The 18,690-nt window shown below is 63.9% G+C and carries 18 protein-coding genes and 3 pseudogenes; 12 read left to right on the forward strand and 9 right to left on the reverse strand.

Annotation, left to right across the window (positions count from 1 at the left end):
- Positions 1 to 70: 70 nt before the first annotated feature.
- The 8 genes and pseudogenes from IV091_RS09950 (at position 71) to IV091_RS09985 (ending at position 6,668) form a co-directional block, all read left to right on the forward strand.
- Entirely contained in the window at positions 71 to 682 is a 612-nt protein-coding gene (locus IV091_RS09950; RefSeq protein WP_293468210.1) for a LysE family translocator, read from the forward strand.
- On the forward strand, positions 679 to 1,617 hold the full coding sequence (locus IV091_RS09955) for a DMT family transporter (RefSeq protein ID WP_293468212.1): 939 nt from the start codon (positions 679 to 681) through the stop codon (positions 1,615 to 1,617). The genes IV091_RS09950 and IV091_RS09955 overlap by 4 nt, the downstream gene beginning before the upstream one ends.
- Before the next feature lie 51 nt (positions 1,618 to 1,668).
- Positions 1,669 to 2,877: a PLP-dependent aminotransferase family protein gene (locus IV091_RS09960; protein ID WP_293468214.1), complete on the forward strand. Its 1,209-nt coding sequence runs from the start codon at positions 1,669 to 1,671 to the stop codon at positions 2,875 to 2,877.
- The gene (locus IV091_RS09965; protein ID WP_293468216.1) at positions 2,858 to 3,781 is read left to right on the forward strand and encodes a PhzF family phenazine biosynthesis protein; all 924 of its coding nucleotides are present in this window, start codon (positions 2,858 to 2,860) and stop codon (positions 3,779 to 3,781) included. Before IV091_RS09960 ends, IV091_RS09965 begins: the two co-directional genes overlap by 20 nt.
- 12 nt (positions 3,782 to 3,793) lie before the next feature.
- Positions 3,794 to 4,492, forward strand: coding sequence for a VOC family protein (locus IV091_RS09970; RefSeq protein WP_293468217.1), 699 nt, complete (start codon positions 3,794 to 3,796; stop codon positions 4,490 to 4,492).
- Between the two features lie 60 nt (positions 4,493 to 4,552).
- Positions 4,553 to 4,750 (forward strand): annotated as a pseudogene (locus IV091_RS09975) (phosphoglycerate mutase family protein); the annotation flags it as partial.
- Positions 4,751 to 4,996: 246 nt separating this feature from the next.
- Positions 4,997 to 5,443: pseudogene (locus tag IV091_RS09980) on the forward strand (histidine phosphatase family protein); the annotation flags it as partial.
- A 61-nt stretch (positions 5,444 to 5,504) separates the two neighbouring features.
- Positions 5,505 to 6,668 (forward strand): hypothetical protein, encoded by a 1,164-nt coding sequence (locus tag IV091_RS09985; protein ID WP_293468219.1) that lies wholly within the window; start codon positions 5,505 to 5,507, stop codon positions 6,666 to 6,668.
- Between the two features lie 21 nt (positions 6,669 to 6,689).
- On the opposite strand, the gene IV091_RS09990 is transcribed toward IV091_RS09985, so the two are convergent.
- From IV091_RS09990 to IV091_RS10025, 8 genes are all read right to left on the reverse strand, one after another.
- A complete protein-coding gene (locus IV091_RS09990) occupies positions 6,690 to 8,033 on the reverse strand; it encodes a sorbosone dehydrogenase family protein (protein WP_293468221.1) in 1,344 nt (447 codons plus the stop codon).
- Positions 8,034 to 8,168: 135 nt separating this feature from the next.
- Complete coding sequence (locus IV091_RS09995; RefSeq protein WP_293468223.1) at positions 8,169 to 8,627, reverse strand: Lrp/AsnC family transcriptional regulator; 459 nt, start codon at positions 8,625 to 8,627, stop codon at positions 8,169 to 8,171.
- A 199-nt stretch (positions 8,628 to 8,826) separates the two neighbouring features.
- Entirely contained in the window at positions 8,827 to 9,672 is an 846-nt protein-coding gene (locus tag IV091_RS10000; RefSeq protein ID WP_293468243.1) for a creatininase family protein, read from the reverse strand.
- Between the two features lie 629 nt (positions 9,673 to 10,301).
- Positions 10,302 to 11,009: a glutathione S-transferase family protein gene (locus IV091_RS10005; protein WP_293468225.1), complete on the reverse strand. Its 708-nt coding sequence runs from the start codon at positions 11,007 to 11,009 to the stop codon at positions 10,302 to 10,304.
- Positions 11,010 to 11,042: 33 nt separating this feature from the next.
- Positions 11,043 to 11,777, reverse strand: coding sequence for an SDR family oxidoreductase (locus IV091_RS10010; protein ID WP_293468227.1), 735 nt, complete (start codon positions 11,775 to 11,777; stop codon positions 11,043 to 11,045).
- 129 nt (positions 11,778 to 11,906) lie between these two features.
- On the reverse strand, positions 11,907 to 13,190 hold the full coding sequence (locus IV091_RS10015) for a TRAP transporter large permease (protein ID WP_293468229.1): 1,284 nt from the start codon (positions 13,188 to 13,190) through the stop codon (positions 11,907 to 11,909).
- Positions 13,187 to 13,735, reverse strand: coding sequence for a TRAP transporter small permease (locus IV091_RS10020; protein ID WP_293468231.1), 549 nt, complete (start codon positions 13,733 to 13,735; stop codon positions 13,187 to 13,189). Before IV091_RS10020 ends, IV091_RS10015 begins: the two co-directional genes overlap by 4 nt.
- Before the next feature lie 44 nt (positions 13,736 to 13,779).
- On the reverse strand, positions 13,780 to 14,592 hold the full coding sequence (locus tag IV091_RS10025) for an IclR family transcriptional regulator (protein WP_293468233.1): 813 nt from the start codon (positions 14,590 to 14,592) through the stop codon (positions 13,780 to 13,782).
- A 152-nt stretch (positions 14,593 to 14,744) separates the two neighbouring features.
- Here IV091_RS10025 and IV091_RS10030 point away from each other — a divergent pair, with 152 nt between their 5' ends.
- From IV091_RS10030 to yghU, 4 genes are all read left to right on the forward strand, one after another.
- On the forward strand, positions 14,745 to 15,527 hold the full coding sequence (locus tag IV091_RS10030) for a glucose 1-dehydrogenase (RefSeq protein WP_293468235.1): 783 nt from the start codon (positions 14,745 to 14,747) through the stop codon (positions 15,525 to 15,527).
- A gap of 29 nt (positions 15,528 to 15,556) precedes the next feature.
- Positions 15,557 to 16,537, forward strand: coding sequence for a TRAP transporter substrate-binding protein DctP (gene dctP / locus IV091_RS10035; protein ID WP_293468237.1), 981 nt, complete (start codon positions 15,557 to 15,559; stop codon positions 16,535 to 16,537).
- 139 nt (positions 16,538 to 16,676) lie between these two features.
- Complete coding sequence (locus IV091_RS10040; RefSeq protein ID WP_293468239.1) at positions 16,677 to 17,183, forward strand: nuclear transport factor 2 family protein; 507 nt, start codon at positions 16,677 to 16,679, stop codon at positions 17,181 to 17,183.
- Between the two features lie 23 nt (positions 17,184 to 17,206).
- Positions 17,207 to 18,088: a glutathione-dependent disulfide-bond oxidoreductase gene (gene yghU / locus IV091_RS10045; protein ID WP_293468241.1), complete on the forward strand. Its 882-nt coding sequence runs from the start codon at positions 17,207 to 17,209 to the stop codon at positions 18,086 to 18,088.
- Between the two features lie 264 nt (positions 18,089 to 18,352).
- Here yghU and IV091_RS10050 read toward each other — a convergent pair.
- Positions 18,353 to 18,550, reverse strand: a pseudogene (locus IV091_RS10050) (transposase); the annotation flags it as partial.
- Positions 18,551 to 18,690 lie beyond the last annotated feature (140 nt).

Genomic DNA, 18,690 nt, shown 5'->3' on the forward strand with positions numbered 1-18,690 from the left:
CATACAGTTCTGAAGTTTGTACCCCCAACTGTATCGCTACTGTGCTGGTTTCAGCGATAAAGTCAGCGCCATGAACTGGCAAGAATTCACCGCTTTACTGGTGCTGGCCACGGCGATGAGCTTCACGCCCGGGCCCAACACCACCCTGTCCACGGCGCTCGCGGCCAACCACGGCCTGCGCCGCGCCATGCCCTTTGTCTGCGCCGTGCCAGTCGGCTGGGGTGTGCTGCTGAGCCTGTGCGCGCTGGGCCTGGGCGCGCTGGTGCTGGCCGTGCCGCTGCTCAACTGGGCCGTCAAGCTCGGCGGCGTGGCCTACCTGCTGTGGCTGGCCTTCAAGCTGGCCAGTTCGCGCCAGTTCAGCGAGGCCGATGCGGCGCGCCTGAGCGTGACCTTCTGGCAAGGCGCGGCGCTGCAGTTTGTCAACATCAAGGCCTGGATGCTGGCGCTGGCGATTGTCAGCGGCTGGATTGCCGGGCGCACCGAGCCGGGCCTGCGCTTTGCCGTGGTGCTGCCGGTGATGCTGGCCTATGCGTTTGCCAGCAACCTGAGCTACGCGCTGGCGGGCGCGCTGCTGCGCGACTGGCTGCGCGGGCCGGGCGGCACTGGCCGGCGGCTGCTGCGGTTTAACCGCGCCATGGCGGGCGTGCTGGTGCTCACGGCCCTCTGGATGCTTTTCCTGTGACCGCGCACAGCGCAGCCGACATTCGCCGGGGCTTGTGGCTGGGCCTGCTCGGCATCGTGATTTTTGCAGTCACGCTGCCGATGACGCGGCTGGCCGTGGGCACGCCCGATGCGCCGCAAATGTCGGGCGTCTTCATTGCGATGGGCCGGGCGCTGGTGGCAGCCGCGCTGTCGGCGCTGTTTTTGCTCGCCACCCGCGCGCCGTGGCCTAGTCGCCAGCAGCTGCTGCCGCTGGCCATGACCGCCGCCGGCGTGGTGCTGGGCTTTCCGCTGCTCACGTCCATCGCCATGCGCCATGTCGAAGCGGTGCATGCGAGCGTGATCGTCGGCATCTTGCCGCTGGCCACGGCGGCCGTCGGCGCGCTGCTGCACCGCCAGCGGCCGTCCGCCGGATTCTGGCTTTGCGCGGGCCTGGGCAGTGCGCTGGTGGTGGCGTTTGCGGTGCTGCGGTCCGGCTCACCCGGCGGCGCCGTATCGATCAATCTGGCCGACCTGCTGCTGCTGGCCGCCATGCTGTGCGCCGCCGTGGGTTACGGCTACGGCGCGCGGCTGTCGCAGCATATGCGCGCCGAGCATGTGATCTGCTGGGCGCTGGTGATGGCGCTGCCGCTGACCTTGCCGCTGGCGCTGGCCACCTGGCCGGCCGCGCCGCTCAAGGCCACGGCCTGGTGGGGCTTTGCCTACCTGGCGGTGTTTTCGATGTGGCTGGGCTTTTTTGCCTGGTACCGCGGCCTGGCGCTGGGCGGCACGGTGCGCGTCAGCCAGGTGCAGCTGGTGCAGCCGTTTTTGTCGATGCTGTTTGCCGTGCCGCTGCTGGGCGAACGGCTCGACGCGGTGACGGTCGGCTTTGGGCTGGCCGTGATCGCCACGGTGTTCATCGGCAAGAAAATGCCGGTGAATGCGGTGCTGCACACCCGCTTACCACCCAAAGTTTGAGATGATTCAGTATTGGGGCGTCGTTGACCGCCCCGCCATCAGGAGATTGCAATGAAATGGACCCAGGCGCGACGCGCCCAGAAAATGAACCCTTCGGTGATCCGCGAGATCCTGAAGGTCACCGAAAAGCCCGGCATCATCAGCTTTGCCGGCGGCCTGCCCTCGCCCCATACCTTTCCGGTCAGCGCCTTTGCGGCGGCCTGCGACACCGTGCTGGGCGGCGACGCCCACGCCGCGCTGCAGTACGCGGCCAGCGAAGGCTATGCGCCGCTGCGCGAACTGGTGGCGGCCATGCTGCCGTGGAATGTGGACCCGGCGCAGGTCCTGATCACCACCGGCTCCCAGCAGGGGCTGGACCTGATCGCCAAGGTGCTGATTGACGAGGGCAGCCGCGTGCTGGTCGAAACGCCCACCTACCTGGGCGCGCTGCAAGCCTTCACGCCGATGGAGCCAGACATCGTCAGCGTGGCCAGCAACAACGACGGCCTGGACCTGGCCGACCTGGCAGCCAAGGCCGAGGGCGCGCGCTTTTTCTACGTGCTGCCCAACTTCCAGAACCCGACCGGCCGCACCATGAGCGAAGCGCAGCGCGCCGCACTGAGCGCCGAGGCCACGCGCCTGGGCCTGCCGCTGGTGGAAGACAACCCCTACGGCGACCTGTGGTTTGACACCCCGCCGCCGCCGCCGCTGACCGCGCGCAACCCCGAGGGCTGCATCTACCTGGGCTCGTTTTCCAAGGTGCTGGCGCCGGGCTTGCGGCTGGGCTTCATGGTGGCGCCGCTGTCGATTTTCCCCAAGCTGCTGCAGGCCAAGCAGGCCGCCGACCTGCACAGCCCGGGCTTTAACCAGCGGCTGGTGGCCGAGGTGATGAAGGACGGTTTCCTGGACCGCCATGTGCCCACCATCCGGGCACTGTACAAGTCGCAGCGCGACGCCATGCTGGCCGCCATGACGCGCGAGATGCCCGAAGGCGTTGAGTGGAACACCCCGGCCGGCGGCATGTTCCTGTGGGTGCGCTTGCCCGAGGGCATGAATGCGATTGAGCTGCTGCCCAGGGCGGTTGAGCGCAACGTGGCCTTTGTACCCGGCTGGGCGTTTTATGCCGAACAGCCTGATGTCCGCACGCTGCGCCTGTCGTTCGTGACGTCCAGCGTGGCGCAGATCAACACCGGCATTGCCGCGCTGGCCGCTGCCATTCGCGAGACGAATCAAGCCGCTGCCCATTCGGAAAGCCCCGCCCATGACGCCGCGCCCGTTTAAACAGGTTGACGTCTTCACCGCCACGCCTTACTGGGGCAACCCGCTGGCGGTGGTGCTGGACGGCAGCGGGCTGGACGACGACGCCATGCAGCGCTTTGCGCGCTGGACCAACCTGTCGGAAACCTGTTTTTTGCTGCCGCCCAGCCATGCGCTGGCCGACTACCGGGTGCGCATCTTCACGCCCGGCGGCGAACTGCCGTTTGCCGGCCACCCGACGCTGGGCAGCTGCCACAGCTGGCTGCAGGCCGGCGGCCAGCCGCACGCACCGGACGTCATCGTGCAGGAATGCCAGGTGGGCCTGGTGAAGATCCGGCGCGAGCCAGGCACCGAACGCCTGGCGTTTGCCGCCCCGCCGCTCACGCGCGCGGTGCCCGACGCGGCGTGGCTGGCCGAAGTCCTGGTCGCTTTGGGCTTGCAGCCGGCGCAGGTGCGAGCCGCGCAGCGGCTGGACAACGGCCCGGTCTGGCTCGGGCTGCTGCTGGACAGCCCGGAGACCGTGCTGCAGCTGGCACCCGACCACCCGGCGCTGGCCAGACTGAAGGCCAAAGTCGGCGTCGCGGCGGTCTACCCGCCAGAGGAATCACCGCCCCTGATAGCCCGCGCCAACCGCGAGGCGAGGGCTTTCGACGCCGGCGTGAAAGAATGCCTGGATGCAGCGCCCGATCTGGAAGTGCGCGCCTTCGCCGCACCCATCGGCGTCAACGAAGACCCGGTGACCGGCAGCCTCAATGCCAGCCTGGCCCAGTGGCTGATCGCCGATGGCCACCTGCCAGAGCGTTACCAGGCCTCGCAGGGCGTGTGCCTGGGCCGCGCCGGGCAGGTCTATCTGGCGCGCGATGCCTCTGGCCAGGTCTGGGTCGGCGGCCAGTCGGTGACCTGCATCGACGGCCAGGTCACGCTGTAAGCCGCGAACGCCATGGACAGCCCGCTCGCCGCGCAGCTGGACCACCTGGTGGTAGCCGCCGCCAGCCTGGCCGAGGGCGTGCAGTGGTGCGAGCGCGTGCTGGGCGTCACGCCCGGGCCGGGCGGGGAGCATACGCTGATGGGCACGCACAACCGCCTGATCACGGTAGCAACACCCGCCTTTGCGCAGGCCTACCTCGAAATAATTGCGATTCATTCCGGCGCACCTTGCAGCCGGCCCGAAGGGGCCAAGCGCTGGTTCGACCTGGATGACCCCGCCATGCAGCTCAGGCTGCATCAGCGCGGGCCGCAGCTGGTGCATTTTGTTGCCCGCACCGCGCGGGCGCAGGCCGGCGCGCGCGCGCTGGCCCGACTGGGACTGGACCGGGGCGAAGTGCTTGAGGCCTCACGCATGACCGCGCAGGGCTTGCTGGACTGGCGCATCACCGTGCGGGAAGACGGCCAGCGGCTGTTTTTTGGCATGCTGCCCACGCTGATCCAGTGGGGCGGGGTGCATCCTGCAGACAGCATGGCGCCTTCGGCCATCACGCTGCAGTCGCTGCAGGCGCACCACCCCCGGCCCGACGCGCTGCGCGCCTGCTACGAAGCGCTGGGGCTGACCGGCATCAGCGTCACGCCAGGGCCGCCCAATCTGGTCGCCACCTTGCAGACACCGCGCGGCCTGGTCATGCTGGAATCAAAAGGTATCTGACAGCCACCTGCGTCCCCCGGGTGACAAAGACCCGGGCACCATCTCGTCTAAATTCACCGCATGGGAACACTCTATTTGGTACGCCACGGCCAAGCTTCGTTTGGCGCCGATGACTACGACCTGCTCAGCCCCCTGGGCCAGCAGCAGGCCGTGCGGCTGGGCGAATACTTCAAGTACAAGGGCGTCACGTTTGAAGCCGCCATGACCGGCACCCTGACGCGCCAGCGCCAGACCCTGGCGGGCATCTGCCAGGGCATGGGCGTGGCGTTTGACAGCGAAGGCCTGGCCGGGGCCAGCACCGCAGAAACTGCAAAGAGCGCAGGGGAACCCGAACGCAGCGCCGGGCCGCCCCAAGCAAGTTCAGCCCCCGAGGGGCTGGAGCCTGCGGCTCAAAACCTGCTTGAGCAGGTTTGGACAGGCGACAGAGGCGAAGCGTCTCGCGAGTCGCGGCCTGCAAGGCCTCGCGAAGCACACGAAGTGGCAAGCGTGGGGGCACATCTCTTGTGGCCGGGACTCAACGAGTACGACAGCGAAGCCGTGATCAGCGCCATCCACCCCTATCCGCTCAAAAAACCCGATACCCCTGAGTTGTACCGACACCACTTCAGGCTGCTGAAAGACGGCCTGGCGCAGTGGATGGCCGGCGTGGTCAGCCCCCGGGGCATGCCCCGCTACACCGAGTTTGCAGCCGGCGTTGCCGGTGCGCTGGAGCACATCCGCAGCCACCACCAAGGCAGCGTGCTGCTGGTGTCCAGCGGCGGCCCCATCGCCACCGCCGTGGGCCAGGTGCTGGGCACCAGCCCCGAGGCCACCATCGAGCTGAACATGCGCATCCGCAACAGCTCGGTCACAGAGTTTTCTTTCAGCCCCAAGCGCCACCGCCTGGTGACCTACAACACGCTGCCGCACCTCGATGCGCCCGAATACGCAGACTGGGTCACCTACGCCTGAGCGGGCCTGCGTAGTTTCCCTGTCTTGCCCAATCGGCGGCAAGCAAAGATACTTTCCGGCCATGACCGCCGCTCACACCCCAAGCCCCCGCACTGGCGGAATTCGCCTGCGCACCCCGTCCGCCGATGCCCTGGCAGCAGCCAGCCAGAGCTTTCTGGCGCAGCTGACGCAACTCGGCCTGCAGCACGCAGTTGAAACCGCAAACGGCCCGCCGTCGCTGCAGGAGGGCGTCGAAACAAGCTTTCACTTGCGTGCCGACCTGGCGGAAAAATGGGCCCCGGGCCTGGACACGGCCGGGCTGACAAGCCTGCCGCAGCCAGGCGGACACCACGCCAGCGACCCGGAGCGCGAAATCGTACTGGCCATGCTGCTCAGCCCGGTGGGCTTTGTGTTTGCCGGCCATGCCGAACTGGCGTCCGCCGTGCGCATACGCCGCAACCTGGTGGTCGCCGCGCGCCAGACCGCGCTGGCGTTTCACACCACCGAGGTCGACCGGCCCGACGACTGCTGGCATTACGACCAAGACCGGGGTTTCACGGTGCGGCCGGGCCATGCCCTGATTGCGTCGTTGCAAAAAGCCACCCAACCCGACACGACGGGCCGGCGGTATTCGTTTTCCTGCTACCGCGCCACCGAATATGTGGTCTTGCTGGCCATTGCCCAGGAACTTGAGCACTGCAACCCGGCCCTGCTGGCCGAACTGCAGCAGCAGTGGGAGCGCCGCGCCATCGCCTCGGGCCAGTTCCACGACGTGTTCCTGCACGAATACGGCTCCATGCAGGCGCCGCTGCCGCCCCGCTATTACGTGCCGGGCGACCGCCTGTGGTTTCGCAACCCCGACGCGCATTCGTCCGACGTTTCGGGCTACGAAGGCTCCTGGGTGTTCTACCTGGGCGGCGGCCTGTTCACCAATTTCTGGAAGCGGGAGCAGCCCTACACGCTGACCGCCAAATGTATGGAACTGTTCCACTGGCGCCACGCCACCTACCGCGATGCGGCGGGCGAGCTGCGGATCGACGAGGACATCGTGGAAGAGCGCGTCAAGGCGTCCATGGCCGACCCGGCCGAGATGGCGCAGATTCTGGCCTTGATGCTGCGCCTGCGCGAGCCCGCAGGCGTGTACCAGTCGGGCGGATGCATAGACACCTCCCGCGAATACCCGCGCGGAGTCTGGCCCGGCAGCGCCGAGCTGGTGCTGCCGACGCCTGAATCACTACCAGGTTAGTAGCATCAAGTTCCCGTACCCTTACCGCGCAGGCGCGCTGTGCACGCGCCAGACCACATTGCCGACATCGTCGGCCACCAGCAGCGCGCCGCGCTGGTCCATGGCCACACCGACCGGCCGGCCATAGGCATGGCCTTCGGCGCTTAAAAATCCCGTCAGCACATCGACCGGCAGGCCGGCCGGCTGGCCCTGGGTGAAGGGCACGAACACCACCTTGTAGCCGCTGTGCGGCACGCGGTTCCAGGAACCATGTTCACCGACAAACGCGCCGCTGGCCAGCGCGGGCGGCAAGGCCTTGCCGTCAGAAAATGCCAGCCCCAGCGGCGCCACATGGGCGCCCAGCGCATAGTCGGGCGACACGGCGCGGGCCACCAGGTCGGGCCGGGGCGGCTTGACGCGGGCGTCCACGTTCTGGCCGTAGTAGCTGTAAGGCCAGCCATAAAAAGCGCCGTCCCTGACCGACGTCAGGTAGTCGGGCACCAGGTCGCTGCCGATCTCGTCGCGCTCGTTCACCACGGTCCACAGCGCGCCGCTGCCGGGGGCCCAGCCCATGCCGTTGGGGTTGCGCAGGCCAGAGGCGAACACGCGGTGGCTGCCGGTCCTGCGGTCGACCTCCCAGATGGCGGCCCGGCCGGCCTCAGCCTCCACGCCGCGCTCGCCCACATTGCTGTTGGACCCCACGGTGACATACAGCTTGCTGCCGTCCGGGCTGGCAATAATGTTTTTGGTCCAGTGGTGGTTGATGGGGCCAGCCGGCAAATCCACGACCTTGATGGGCGGCGCGGCAATGCGGGTCTGGCCGGTTTCGTAGGGAAAGCGCAGCACCGCATCGGTGTTTGCCACGTACAGGTCATTGCCCACCAGCGCCATGCCAAAGGGCGAGTTCAGGCCTTCCAGGAACACGCTGCGGGTTTCGGCCTGGCCGTCGCCATCGGTGTCGCGCAGCAGCGTGATGCGGTTGGCCGAGGGCACGCCGGCACCGGCCCGTTTCATCACCCATTTCGTGAGCCAACCCTTGATGCTCTGCCCGTCTTCCGGCTTGGCGGGCGCGTTGCTTTCAGCCACCAGCACATCGCCGTTGGGCAGCACGGCCAGCCAGCGCGGGTGGTCCAGGTTGGCGGCCATTGCGGTGACGGCCAGGCCGGCCATCGGCACAGGCTTCACGCCCTCGGGCCAGCCCTTGGCAGGGGCGATGTTCACCGTGGGAATCAGACGCGTGACCGGCGCGGGCAGCGTCGGGCTGGCACCCATGCCAGCCTCGGGCGGCAGCAGGGCCGTGTCGCCGCACGCCACCAGCGCACCCACCAGCCCCAAGCCCAGCGCGCGAGCGCTCCATACCTTGAGATTGAAAGCCCGTGACTGCATGAAACGCCCCTGAAAATATGGATGTGGGGACCCCGCAAGCACGCAGAGCCACCCCCTGACTGTGCGCGCGCGGCGCCGCCGCACCTGTCAGCCAGCCGCGCCGCGCACTGTCAGGCTTTGTCCCTGCCGGCCGGATCAGCCCGGCAGCAGCGGCAAATCGGCCTTTTTAAGGGTGCGCAGCACAAAGCTGGACTTGCTGTGGCGTATGCCCTTGATCTTGTAGAGCCGCTCGCGCAGCAGACGTTCGTAGTCCTTGGTGTCGTGCACGGCAATGCGCAGCAGGTAGTCGTACTCGCCCGACACCAGCCAGGCCTCGATCACCTCGGGTATGGCGGCCAGCGTTTCGCCGAATTTCTCCAGCGTGTTGTCGGAGTGGCTGTCGAGCGTGACCTGCACCATGACGGTGTCGCCCAGGCCCAGCGCCTGTGGGTTGAGCCGCACGGTATAGCCCTCGATCACGCCGGCCTCCTCCATTTTCTTGATGCGGCCCCAGCACGGCGAAGGGCTCAGGCCCACCGCCTGACCAATGGCCTGCAGGCTGGTGCGCGAGTCAGCCTGCAACACCTGAAGAATTTTCCGGTCAAATATATCCATTCAGGTAATTTATCTGTTTTTTATAAATACACAGAAAATTGATCTAAATTTTCTGAAAAACATGAAAAACCAGGGAAATTATTCGGCAGGCATTGGCCGATACTTGTTTGACACCGCAGCCGGGCTTACCCGCCCGGCGCACGGTACAACCCCCCAGTCGGCTTACCCGCTGCCTGGGGGTTTTGTTTTTTTGGGGGGTTTAAAACGCCGTGCTGTGGCGCAGCGTGTCAGCCGGCAACTGGTCGATTTCAACCAGCACCCGGGCCAGGCTGCGGCCTGCAGCGCCGAGCAGCGCCCGGCCTTTTTCAGCCGTCGCCGCCGCCGCGTTGCCCGCCGCGCCGTGTGCGTTGTAGTCCTGCATTTGCCAGGCCAGCTTGGCGCTGCGGCCGTCGCCCAGCAGACTGAACTGCTGCGCCCGGTCCTGCGAGGTCGAGTGGAAATCTTGCGCTTGGCGCATGTCGACCTGTCCGGGCTGCAGCGCCAGCATCATCGAGGTTTCGATCTCGCCCGCATGGATGCCGAAGCGGTGCTCATGCGCGCTGAAGCTTTCAGCCACCGACGCACCGTGCTCGTCCAGCAGCGGCAGGTTGAACCAGTTCACGCTGTAGACCAGCATGCCCAAGCGCGCCCGCAGGTCACGGGCCACCACGTCCAGCAGCCCGACCTGGCCGCCGTGCGAATTGAGCAGCACCAGTTTTTTGACGCCGCTGGCCGCCACCGACTCGGCCACCTCGGTCCAGAGCCGGATGATGGTCTCGGCCTTGAGCGTCAGCGTGCCAGCAAAGCGCGTGTGCTCGGGACTGAAGCCAACCGCCTGCGTGGGCAAAAAAAGCGCGGGCAGGTCGGCGGGCAAATGCGGCAGCGCGGCCGCCACCACGCCCTCGACCAGCGTGGTGTCGACATTGAGCGGCAGGTGCGGGCCATGCTGCTCGATGGCGGCCACGGGCAGCACGGCGATGCAGCGGCTCAGGTCAAGGCGAGTGAAGTCGGGGCTTTTGAGGTTGGCCCAGAAGCGGGGGATAGGGGCGGGTGTGGGGCTAGGCATTGCGGGGGTCATGGGCGTATTTTGAGGGCTATTTGTTTTGTTGGGTTTTTGGGTGGCTGGGTGGTTTGTTTGGCGGGCTGTGGGCTTGTCGTGGTTGGGCTGGCCGGTCTCGCCCGGCGGTCGAGGCACTTTACTTTTGCTTCGTCGCCAAAGAAAGTAAGCAAAAAAAGCGACCCTTCGCTGCCCCGGAAAAGCGGGGGTCGAACTCGAACTTGCTTACAGCTCAAACAATCGCTCGCTTTAAACCCGCTTTCCCCAGTCATCACAGGCCCAGCCAAGACGGGTGAGCCCGGGTTCGGAGACGGGTTCAGGCGCCGATGCTTACGCACGGAAAGTGCCTCTACTGCGCTTCATTTACAGGATTAACGCATCACAACACCAAAATCGTTTCTGCCGGCAAAATCCCCAGCCGCAGCAATTGCGCCAGATAACGTGCATCGGCTTCGTCACCACTGTGCTTGAGCGGGACGGCCCCGCAGGCGATGGTGGAGCCATCCGTCCAGCTATCGCCAGACCTTGGGCGTTTGCACCCTACCGAAGTAGGCCATTCAGCCCAGCAGGTATAGCGGCAGTTTCGCCACCACTTTTGCCCTTCTGGCCATGCGCCAAGACGAAAGGCACATCTTCGTTCAAGCGCCCCCGCTTTCAGGAACGCCGACGCCGCGCTGGGCCCGAGAGAGCACCGGGGCCAGCGCATGTCGCCATGGCACCAAGCTGTCCTGCAAATCCAAGGGGTCGACCTGACACCCGATTTCCACCCATTGCAGCATCGCCAGGACGATATAGTCGGCAAAAGTTGCCCCTTCACCACCCAGGAATGGCTGGCTCTCTAACACCTTGCGCAGCGGCGCCAGCTCCTGCCGGAATTGCTCAAGCCTGGCTTTTGCGTTTCGGCTGATGTCCTCCAGAGTCATGCCAAATGCTGATTCGCGGCTGCTCCGAAAGTAGGCCTTGTCGTCAGAATGCAGGCGATGGAACATATCAAGCAACGTCACCTGTCGCAACAAGGGGTGGAGGTGCTGCTCGGTCCAGTTCTTCATCAACAGCGCATGCGATGGATCAGCGCCGGATCGTGGCCCGAACAATCCGGGGCGGTCCGGAAAAGCTGCGTCCAGATGGAGTGCGATGCGCCAAGAGTCGCCAATCCAACGATCGCCGTCCACCATGACGGGAACCGTATTTTGGCCCGAAGGGCTGATAAGAGCCTTCTGGTGGTAGCGCCAGGGGATGGCCACGAAGTCAAGCCCTTTGTGAGCGAGGGCGAGTTTGGCCCGCCAGCAATAGGGGCTCCAGCGCTGGCTCTCGTCGGCGCCAGCCAGGTCGTACAGTTTGATCATTGAAAAGGGTCTCCCGGCACTGTGCCTTGGGTTTTAGCGCATGTAGTTGCCGCCATTGATGTCCAGCACGACACCATTGATGAAACTGGCAGCATCGCTGCACAGGAAGGCCATCGGCCAGGCGATCTCCTGAGGGTCGGCCAGGCGCGGGATTGGCATGGAGCTCGGTGGAGTCCAGGGCTGGTCGGCGTTCATGGCGGTTCGGACGGGCCCCGGGGCCACCGCGTTTACCAGCACCTCCGGCGAAGCGCGGCGCACCAACCACTTCAACATGGCGTGAACACCCCCCTTGGAGATAACATAGTGAAGGGGCACTGACTCCATCGTTCCGCCCGTCCAGGCCACTACCGAGCCCATGAGAACGAGCCGGCCCCGGCCCTGGGCTTTCATGCCGGGCAGCAGGGCGCGACAAAAATTAATGGAACCGAGCACATTGACGTCCATGGTTTGCTCAAAGACGCTGTCGAAGTCGTCTTCGGTCCAGGGACCCCAGGTGTTGACGCCCGCATTGAGGATGGCGGCATCCACAGGTCCGATGCGCTTGCACAGTGCCTCGACCTCTTCGCGCTTGCTGACATCGCAGGCGTGGAAACTCACGATATGTCCGGCGGCTTCCAGCTGGCTCACCAGGGCATCCTTGTGGGTGCGGTCGACCAGAATCACTTCGGCCCCTTGCTGGGCGCAGACGGCGGCGGTGGTGGAACCGATGCCACCACCTGCACCGGTGATGAGGATGCGCTGGTTGGCCAGGGAGAATTTGCTTTGCATAATTGGTGAAGAAAAGAAGTCAATACTGGACACGAGCGTGGTGCGGGGCTGCTGTCCTAGACATCAAAAACTGGAGCGGACCAATGACGCACTGGCCCGGACTTGTAAAAAACTGAAGCCGCGCCGCTGTCAGCCGCGCGGATAAACCACGTCACGAAGCCACAGCGACAACTCAGGGAAGTAAGTCACCAGCCCCAGGCATGCCATCACCACGAGCACAAAGGGCACGAGCGGGCGCACGATCTTCTCGAAGGATATTCCGGAAATCATGCAGGCGGCAAACAGGTTGACACCAAACGGCGGCGTGATCATGCCGACCGCCAGGTTGATTACCATCACCACGCCGAAGTGCACGGGATCAATGCCGTAACCCGCGGCGATGGGGGTGAGGATCGGTGCGAGCACGATGATGGCAGCGGCCCCGTCAACGAACATGCCCACCAAAAACAGCAGGATGTTGACCGCCAACAGGAACATAAGCGGCGAAGTGACCAGTTCGGTCACATAAGCTGCAATGGCAGCGGCTGCGCCAGAGCGCGTCAGAAGGTAGGCGAACAGACCCGAGAAGGCAATGATGAGCATGATGGCTGCGGTCGTGACGGCGCTCCTCTTGAGCACGTCCACGAGGGCCGAAAAGCTCATCTCCCGGTAGACAAACATGCCGAGGATGAACGCATAGGTGCAGGCCACGGCAGAGGCTTCCGTGGGCGTGAAGATGCCACCGTAGATGCCCCCCAGAATCACGACCGGCATCAGCAAGGCCAGGGACGCGCTCCGGGCGGCCGCGCCAAAACTCAGGCTTTCGTCGCGGTCGTTCTTGCCGTGCCCGGTCATGCGGCACCAGACCCAGACATAGACCACCAGGGAAATGGCGATCAACAGGCCCGGAATGACACCAGCGATGAACAATTCACCGACGGACACCTGCGTCGACACGGCGAACAATATCAGGGGAATGGAGGGCGGAATGATGACGCCTAGCTCGGCCGCGGTCGCCTGCAGGGCCGAAGCCTTGGCCACCGGATATCCTTGCTTGACCATCGCCGGAATCAGGATTGAGCCGATCGCGAACGTGGTGGCCACACCCGAGCCCGAGATGGCCGCGAAGATCAGGCAGGTCAGCACACAGGTGATGGCCAGCCCGCCCTGCGTGCCGCCGACGATAGACTTGGTGAAGTCCACCAGGCGCCGCGACACGCCGCCCTTTTCCATCAGGTTGCCCGCCAGAATGAACAGTGGAATGGCCAGTAGCGGGCCATTGTCCATTGATGTGAACAGGCGCTGAGCGACCACCGCGACCGGCATGTCAGTAAAGAGGGTCAGCGAGAGCACGCCCGACAAGCCAATGGACACCGCCACCGGAATGCTGAGGGCCATGAATACCAGCAGGCCCAATACGATGAACGCGCTCATTCCAGTACCTCCACGGTGGTGATGTCTTCATTGCCTGCCCACACTTCGATCAGGCGGGCGACCACGGCGAGACAACTCAGAGCGCCCCCCACCGGAATGGCAGCGTAGGCCCAGCTGATGGAAATCTCAAGACCAGCAAGATTCTGATTGCGAACAACGTCCATGATTTCGACGCCGGCCACCACAACTACCACCATCAGGCCAACGGTGGCCGCCGAGATCAGCGATAGCAGCACTTTTTGAGCAGGCTTGCCCAGCCGCTCCAGCAGTATGTTGACGCCCACCAGCGCACCGTGGCGCAGCGCTGCAGCGGCACCCAGGTAAACCATCCAGACCATCATCAGTCGCGCCAGGGGTTCAGACCATTCGGACGGCTCGGAAAAGATGAAGCGCGCAATGACCTGATAGGTAGTGATGGCCGCCACGCCGAACAGCAAGGCGGCGGATATGCCGAGCAAGACGCTGCTGAAGATCCGATCGGCATTCGCGAAGCCCCGGAGTTGCCCTGCCCGTGGGGGCAAGGTTTGTGTGATGGTTTCCTGCATTTCTGGTTGTCTCCTGTGTGTTATTGGATAAATCTTCCGGGTCTTCAGGTTCGGGCGGGCTGGGCTATTCCCCGGGTGGAAGGAAATCCGCTTGGTGCAACGGCGTTGCCCTTCACGTCGGGCGGCGTTATGCGCTGTCCAATGGCCTGGGCCGCACGCATGACCACTTGGGCCAGAACCTCGGCGCCAACCCGCTTGAACTCATCGTCGGTCACGACCGCACTAAGACAGGCGGCGATCGCCTTTCCGCGAAAGATCGGTGCTGCGACGCCCACCATGCCAGCATCAACCTCGCCCAGACCAACCTCGTAGCCGCGCTTGCGGATGCCCGCGAGGCGATCTCGGAAGGTCTCCCAGTTGTTGCCAAGTCCGGCCGCTTCAATTTCGTCGTGCCGATGCAGCACCAGATTGCGCAGCTGGTAAGGTGGCAAGTGGGCCAGAATGATCCGTGAGGTGGCGCCGCGAAAGAGCGGCATCGGACGCCCGCGTGTGTAGCTGGTGATCGCGCTGGAACTGGTTCGGTGCTGGTGAATACAGAGCACCTTGTCGCCATAGAAGCTGCAAAGGAGCAGTACCCCATTGACCTGATCATGCATGACCGCGATCTCTGCTTTTGCCTCAGTCAGCAGCGGATCGGACATCCTCATCAGCCGGTCCAGGATGATGACCCGCCCTCCCAGCACCCACGAAGATCCCGCCCCCGGCGACAGCAGACCGGACTTGGTCAGCGTCGTCAGGTATCTGTAGGCGGTGGCTCGTGACAGGGAGAGCTCTTCCGCCACCTGCTCGGCGGTCACCGCTGATCGGGTTTCACTGAAGAGGTCTAGAACCTCAAGCATTTTATCGAGACTGCTCACGTGGACATTTCCGTCATTTACGGCCTTCCGTTTGGTTGTTTAGCTGGATCAGGCTGAGAGTTCAAGTTTATAAGATTTTTTCTCGTCATGTAAGATTTTTCGTTTTTTATGTATAGTGCGTCTTTATAGCAATTCTAAAAATAACAGCCTCCATGAGTTTGACAAAAAAATTTCAAGATCTGTTCTCCCTGCGGGGTCAGACCGTGCTAATTACCGGGGCGCGACGGGGCTTGGGGAGCGCCATCGCCCACCAATGCGCTGAAGCCGGAGCGCACGTGGTCATCAACGACCTGGATGCAGACCAAGCCGAAGCCAAGGCCCGCGAGTTGCGGGAGGCTGGCTATGAGGCATCAAGTGCGGCATTCGACGTGACAGACCGCCAGGCCGTCAGACAGGCCGTGGATCGCATCCTGGCGCACTGCGGCGCCATCGACGGCGTGGTCAGCAACGCCGGCAACCAGAACCGCAAGCCGTATGAAACCTATGAAGAGCATGAGTGGCGCGCGATCCTGGACACCCATGTCGGCGGCGCCTTCAATGTCACGCAGGCGGTGATGCCGTCCATGGTGGCCCGTGGCCGCGGGCGCGTGGTCATGGTCAGTTCCACCGTGGCCAGCCACACCAAAGGCACCCTGGCCCCTTACGCCTCGGCCAAGGGCGCGCTCTCCGCGCTCACCCGCGAGCTGGCGCAAGAGTTCGGCTCACGCGGCATCAACACCAATGCGGTAGCCCCCGGCTACCTCAAGACCGAGTTCACCAACGCCATCGTTGATGATCCAGATTTCACCCGCTGGCTCAGCGCACGTGTGCCGCTGGGCCGCTGGGGAAAGCCCGAGGACGTGGCCCCTGCCGTTTTGTTCCTGCTCAGCGATGCAGGGCGATTCGTCAATGGACACATCCTCACGATCGATGGCGGCCTCACCGCCGCCCTTTAATCCCTCAGAAAGCCCGTCCCGGAGACAACATGAAACTCGCCCAAACCTTCAAGAAACTGCTGCTCGTGGTGGCCACCTCGGCTGTTGCCACCGCTCCTGCCTGGGGCCAGACCAAAGTGCGCCTGGCGTACGGTGCTGCATCCAATCACTTCATGGCGGCCGCCAAAACCCTGGACAAGGAATTCACCGCCCGCACCGGTGGCAACTTTGCGTTCGAGCATTTCCCGGCCAGCGCCCTGGGCAGCGAGCGCGAAATGCTGGAGAGCATGCAGCTCGGCGCCATCGACCTGTTGATCACCACCAATGGCCCCATGGGCAACTTCGTCAAGGACTTCGACGTTCTGGATGTGCCCTTCCTCTTTCGCGACTATGGGCACGCTCGCCGCGTGCTGGACGGTGCCGTGGGCGACGATCTGCTGAAGAAGCTTGAGACGGCCAATCTGGTGGGTCTCGCCTGGGGCGAGAACGGCTTCAGCCAGCTCACCAACAACCGCCGTGCGGTCAAGAACGTGGCCGACCTCAAGGGCCTGAAGATCCGAACCAAGCAGAACGAAACCCAGATCATTGCCTTCCGGGCGCTGGGTGCACTGCCGACCCCCATGGCCTGGACCGAGTTGTTCACGGCCCTGCAACAAGGCGCAGTGGACGGCCAGGAAAACCCGCTGGGCGTGATCACGGGCGCGAAGTTCCAGGACATACAGAAACACATCACACTGACGAACCACGCTTACAGCGCCGTGTCCTTCATCGCCTCCCCCAAGTTCTGGGGCAAGCTGACGGCCGAGCAGAAAGCGACGCTAAAGACCTCGGCCAGGCTCGCTGGTGTGGCCATGCGTAACCAGGTGGACGCGGACGATGTGGCCGCCATCAAGATTCTGAAGGACGCTGGCGTGCAAATCGTCGAAAAGCCCGACATGGCCTCCTTCCAAACAGCCCTGGTGCCGACCAATAAGACCTTCGAGCAGCGCTTTGGCGCGGTCCGTCTGCAACAAATCAGCAACGTCAAGTAAGACCGACCCGGATGGACCTGATTCAGGGGGGCTCCTCCAGGCGCACCACCCTGAACCGGCACATAAAGACTTGGGCCCGCTGCTCCACAAGCGGCGGGATTTTTCCACCATGATGGACTATTTATTGTCAGGAGTACCCATGACCACCGGACTCGCAACCCCCTCTTCCACTCAACAGCTCGAACAGCTCATTGACCGCCAACTCATCGGTGACTTGCTCGCCCGTTACTGCCAGCGCCTTGACGAATACGACATCGAGGCCATCGGCGCCGTCTTCAGCGACGACGCCGTGATGGACCAGGGCCCCGGCCGCGGTGGCCCGGTAGTGGGCCGGCAGACCATCCTCGACGGCATGAAAATCCGCCAGGCCCTCTTCCGGCGCACCCATCATCAGCTCGGACAATGCGTGGTCGACTTGCATGGCGACACCGCCAGCGCGCTCACCTATGTCATTGCATGGCACCAGACATGGGCGGGCGAGGTACAAACAGCCAGACTGCGCTACCTCGACCAGCTGGTGCGAGGCGCAACGGGCGACTGGCGCATCGCGCATCGCCAATCCCAGTCCCTTGGGGTGGAAGGTTTTGGCGAGGCGCAATGGAACTGGGTCGACCGCCAGCGCCCCGGCGGTCAGCCCATTCCCTGAGCGAAAACACAGGAGCCATCAACGTGTCAGCCAACGAACCCTATGTCCCCCCCCAAGTCTGGCAATGGAAGCCTGGCAACGGCGGCAGTTTTTCGAACATCAACCGCCCGGTGGCCGGCCCCACCCGCGACAAGACCTTGCCGGTCGGGCGCCATCCACTGCAGCTGTATTCGCTGGCCACACCCAACGGGGTGAAGGTCACGATCATGCTGGAAGAGCTGCTGGAGCTGGGGCACGAGAAGGCGCAGTACGACGCCTGGCCCATCCAGATCAAGAACGGGGAACAGTTAGGTAGCGGCTTCGTCGAGGTGAATCCGAACTCCAAGATTCCGGCCTTGATGGACCGCAGCGGCGCGGCGCCGGTTCGCGTGTTCGAGTCGGGCGCGATCCTGATGTACCTAGCCGAAAAATTCGGCAGTTTCCTACCAAAGGAGGTGCCGCAGCGCACGGAATGCCTGTCCTGGCTGTTCTGGCAGATGGGCAGCGCGCCGTTCGTGGGCGGCGGCTTTGGCCATTTCTATGCCTACGCGCCGGTCAAGATCGAGTACGCCATCGACCGCTACGCCATGGAAGTCAAGCGCCAGCTCGACGTGCTCAACCGCCTGCTCGGTGAGCGGCCATATATCGCGGGAGAAGACTACACCATAGCCGATATCGCCATCTGGCCCTGGTACGGCGGCTTGGTACGGGGGCAGTTGTATGAGGCCTCTGAATTCCTGCAGGTCAGCGAATACGGCAACGTCCAGCGCTGGGCCGAGGCGGTGGCGCAACGCCCTGCTGTCAAACGAGGCTGGATGGTCAATCGAACCTGGGGACTCCCCTCGGATCAGCTGCACGAGCGTCATGATCCGCGCAACTTCGAAACGAAGACTCAGGATCAGCTCGATCAAGACAAGAAGCGTTGAGGTGTGGTGGTCAAGTTATTTCGGACACATCAATAGGATGTTGAATTGCCGATTTACGCTCAAATGGGAGGATGAGAAGCTGCGCAGGAGTCTGGGCGCCAGAAGGATTTCCGTGAAACAGCCTTTCGCCATAAGTAACCCAAAGTTGGTGGTGCAAAGGTGAACGCCCATGCCTAGGCGGTGCGATCGGCGTTGAGCAACTACAAAGCGCGCCTGATGGGCGCTTCCTGACACTCTTTGCCTCAACAAACCTGCATCGCCCCCCATTTTGCGCAAGTTGAGCGCCATGCAAACGATCTTGAACTCGGCTTTCGCCTTTTCAAGGACTGGCATACTGATCTGGCGAAACCCCAGAAAATTCTTGATCCAGCCGTTGGTCGGCTAGGCTATCCACTTGCGGTTTAGGTCGTCCAGTTCTCCTTGCTCCGTTTGGAACTTGGCGGCCATGGCTACCGTATGCGGGCAGGGCCTGGCATCCTTGTGCCTGGCCAGTTGCGCAGCAAAGGGTCGCAAAAGGGCACTGCGCCAACCCAAGCAAAAAATCAGAGCCCCCACCCCGGCGCCTGCTGAAAAACCCACAGCAGCACGCTGATCGACATAAA

Origin of the sequence: Polaromonas sp. (genome assembly GCF_018780625.1) — a bacterium.
In the GTDB taxonomy this organism is placed as follows: domain Bacteria; phylum Pseudomonadota; class Gammaproteobacteria; order Burkholderiales; family Burkholderiaceae_C; genus Polaromonas.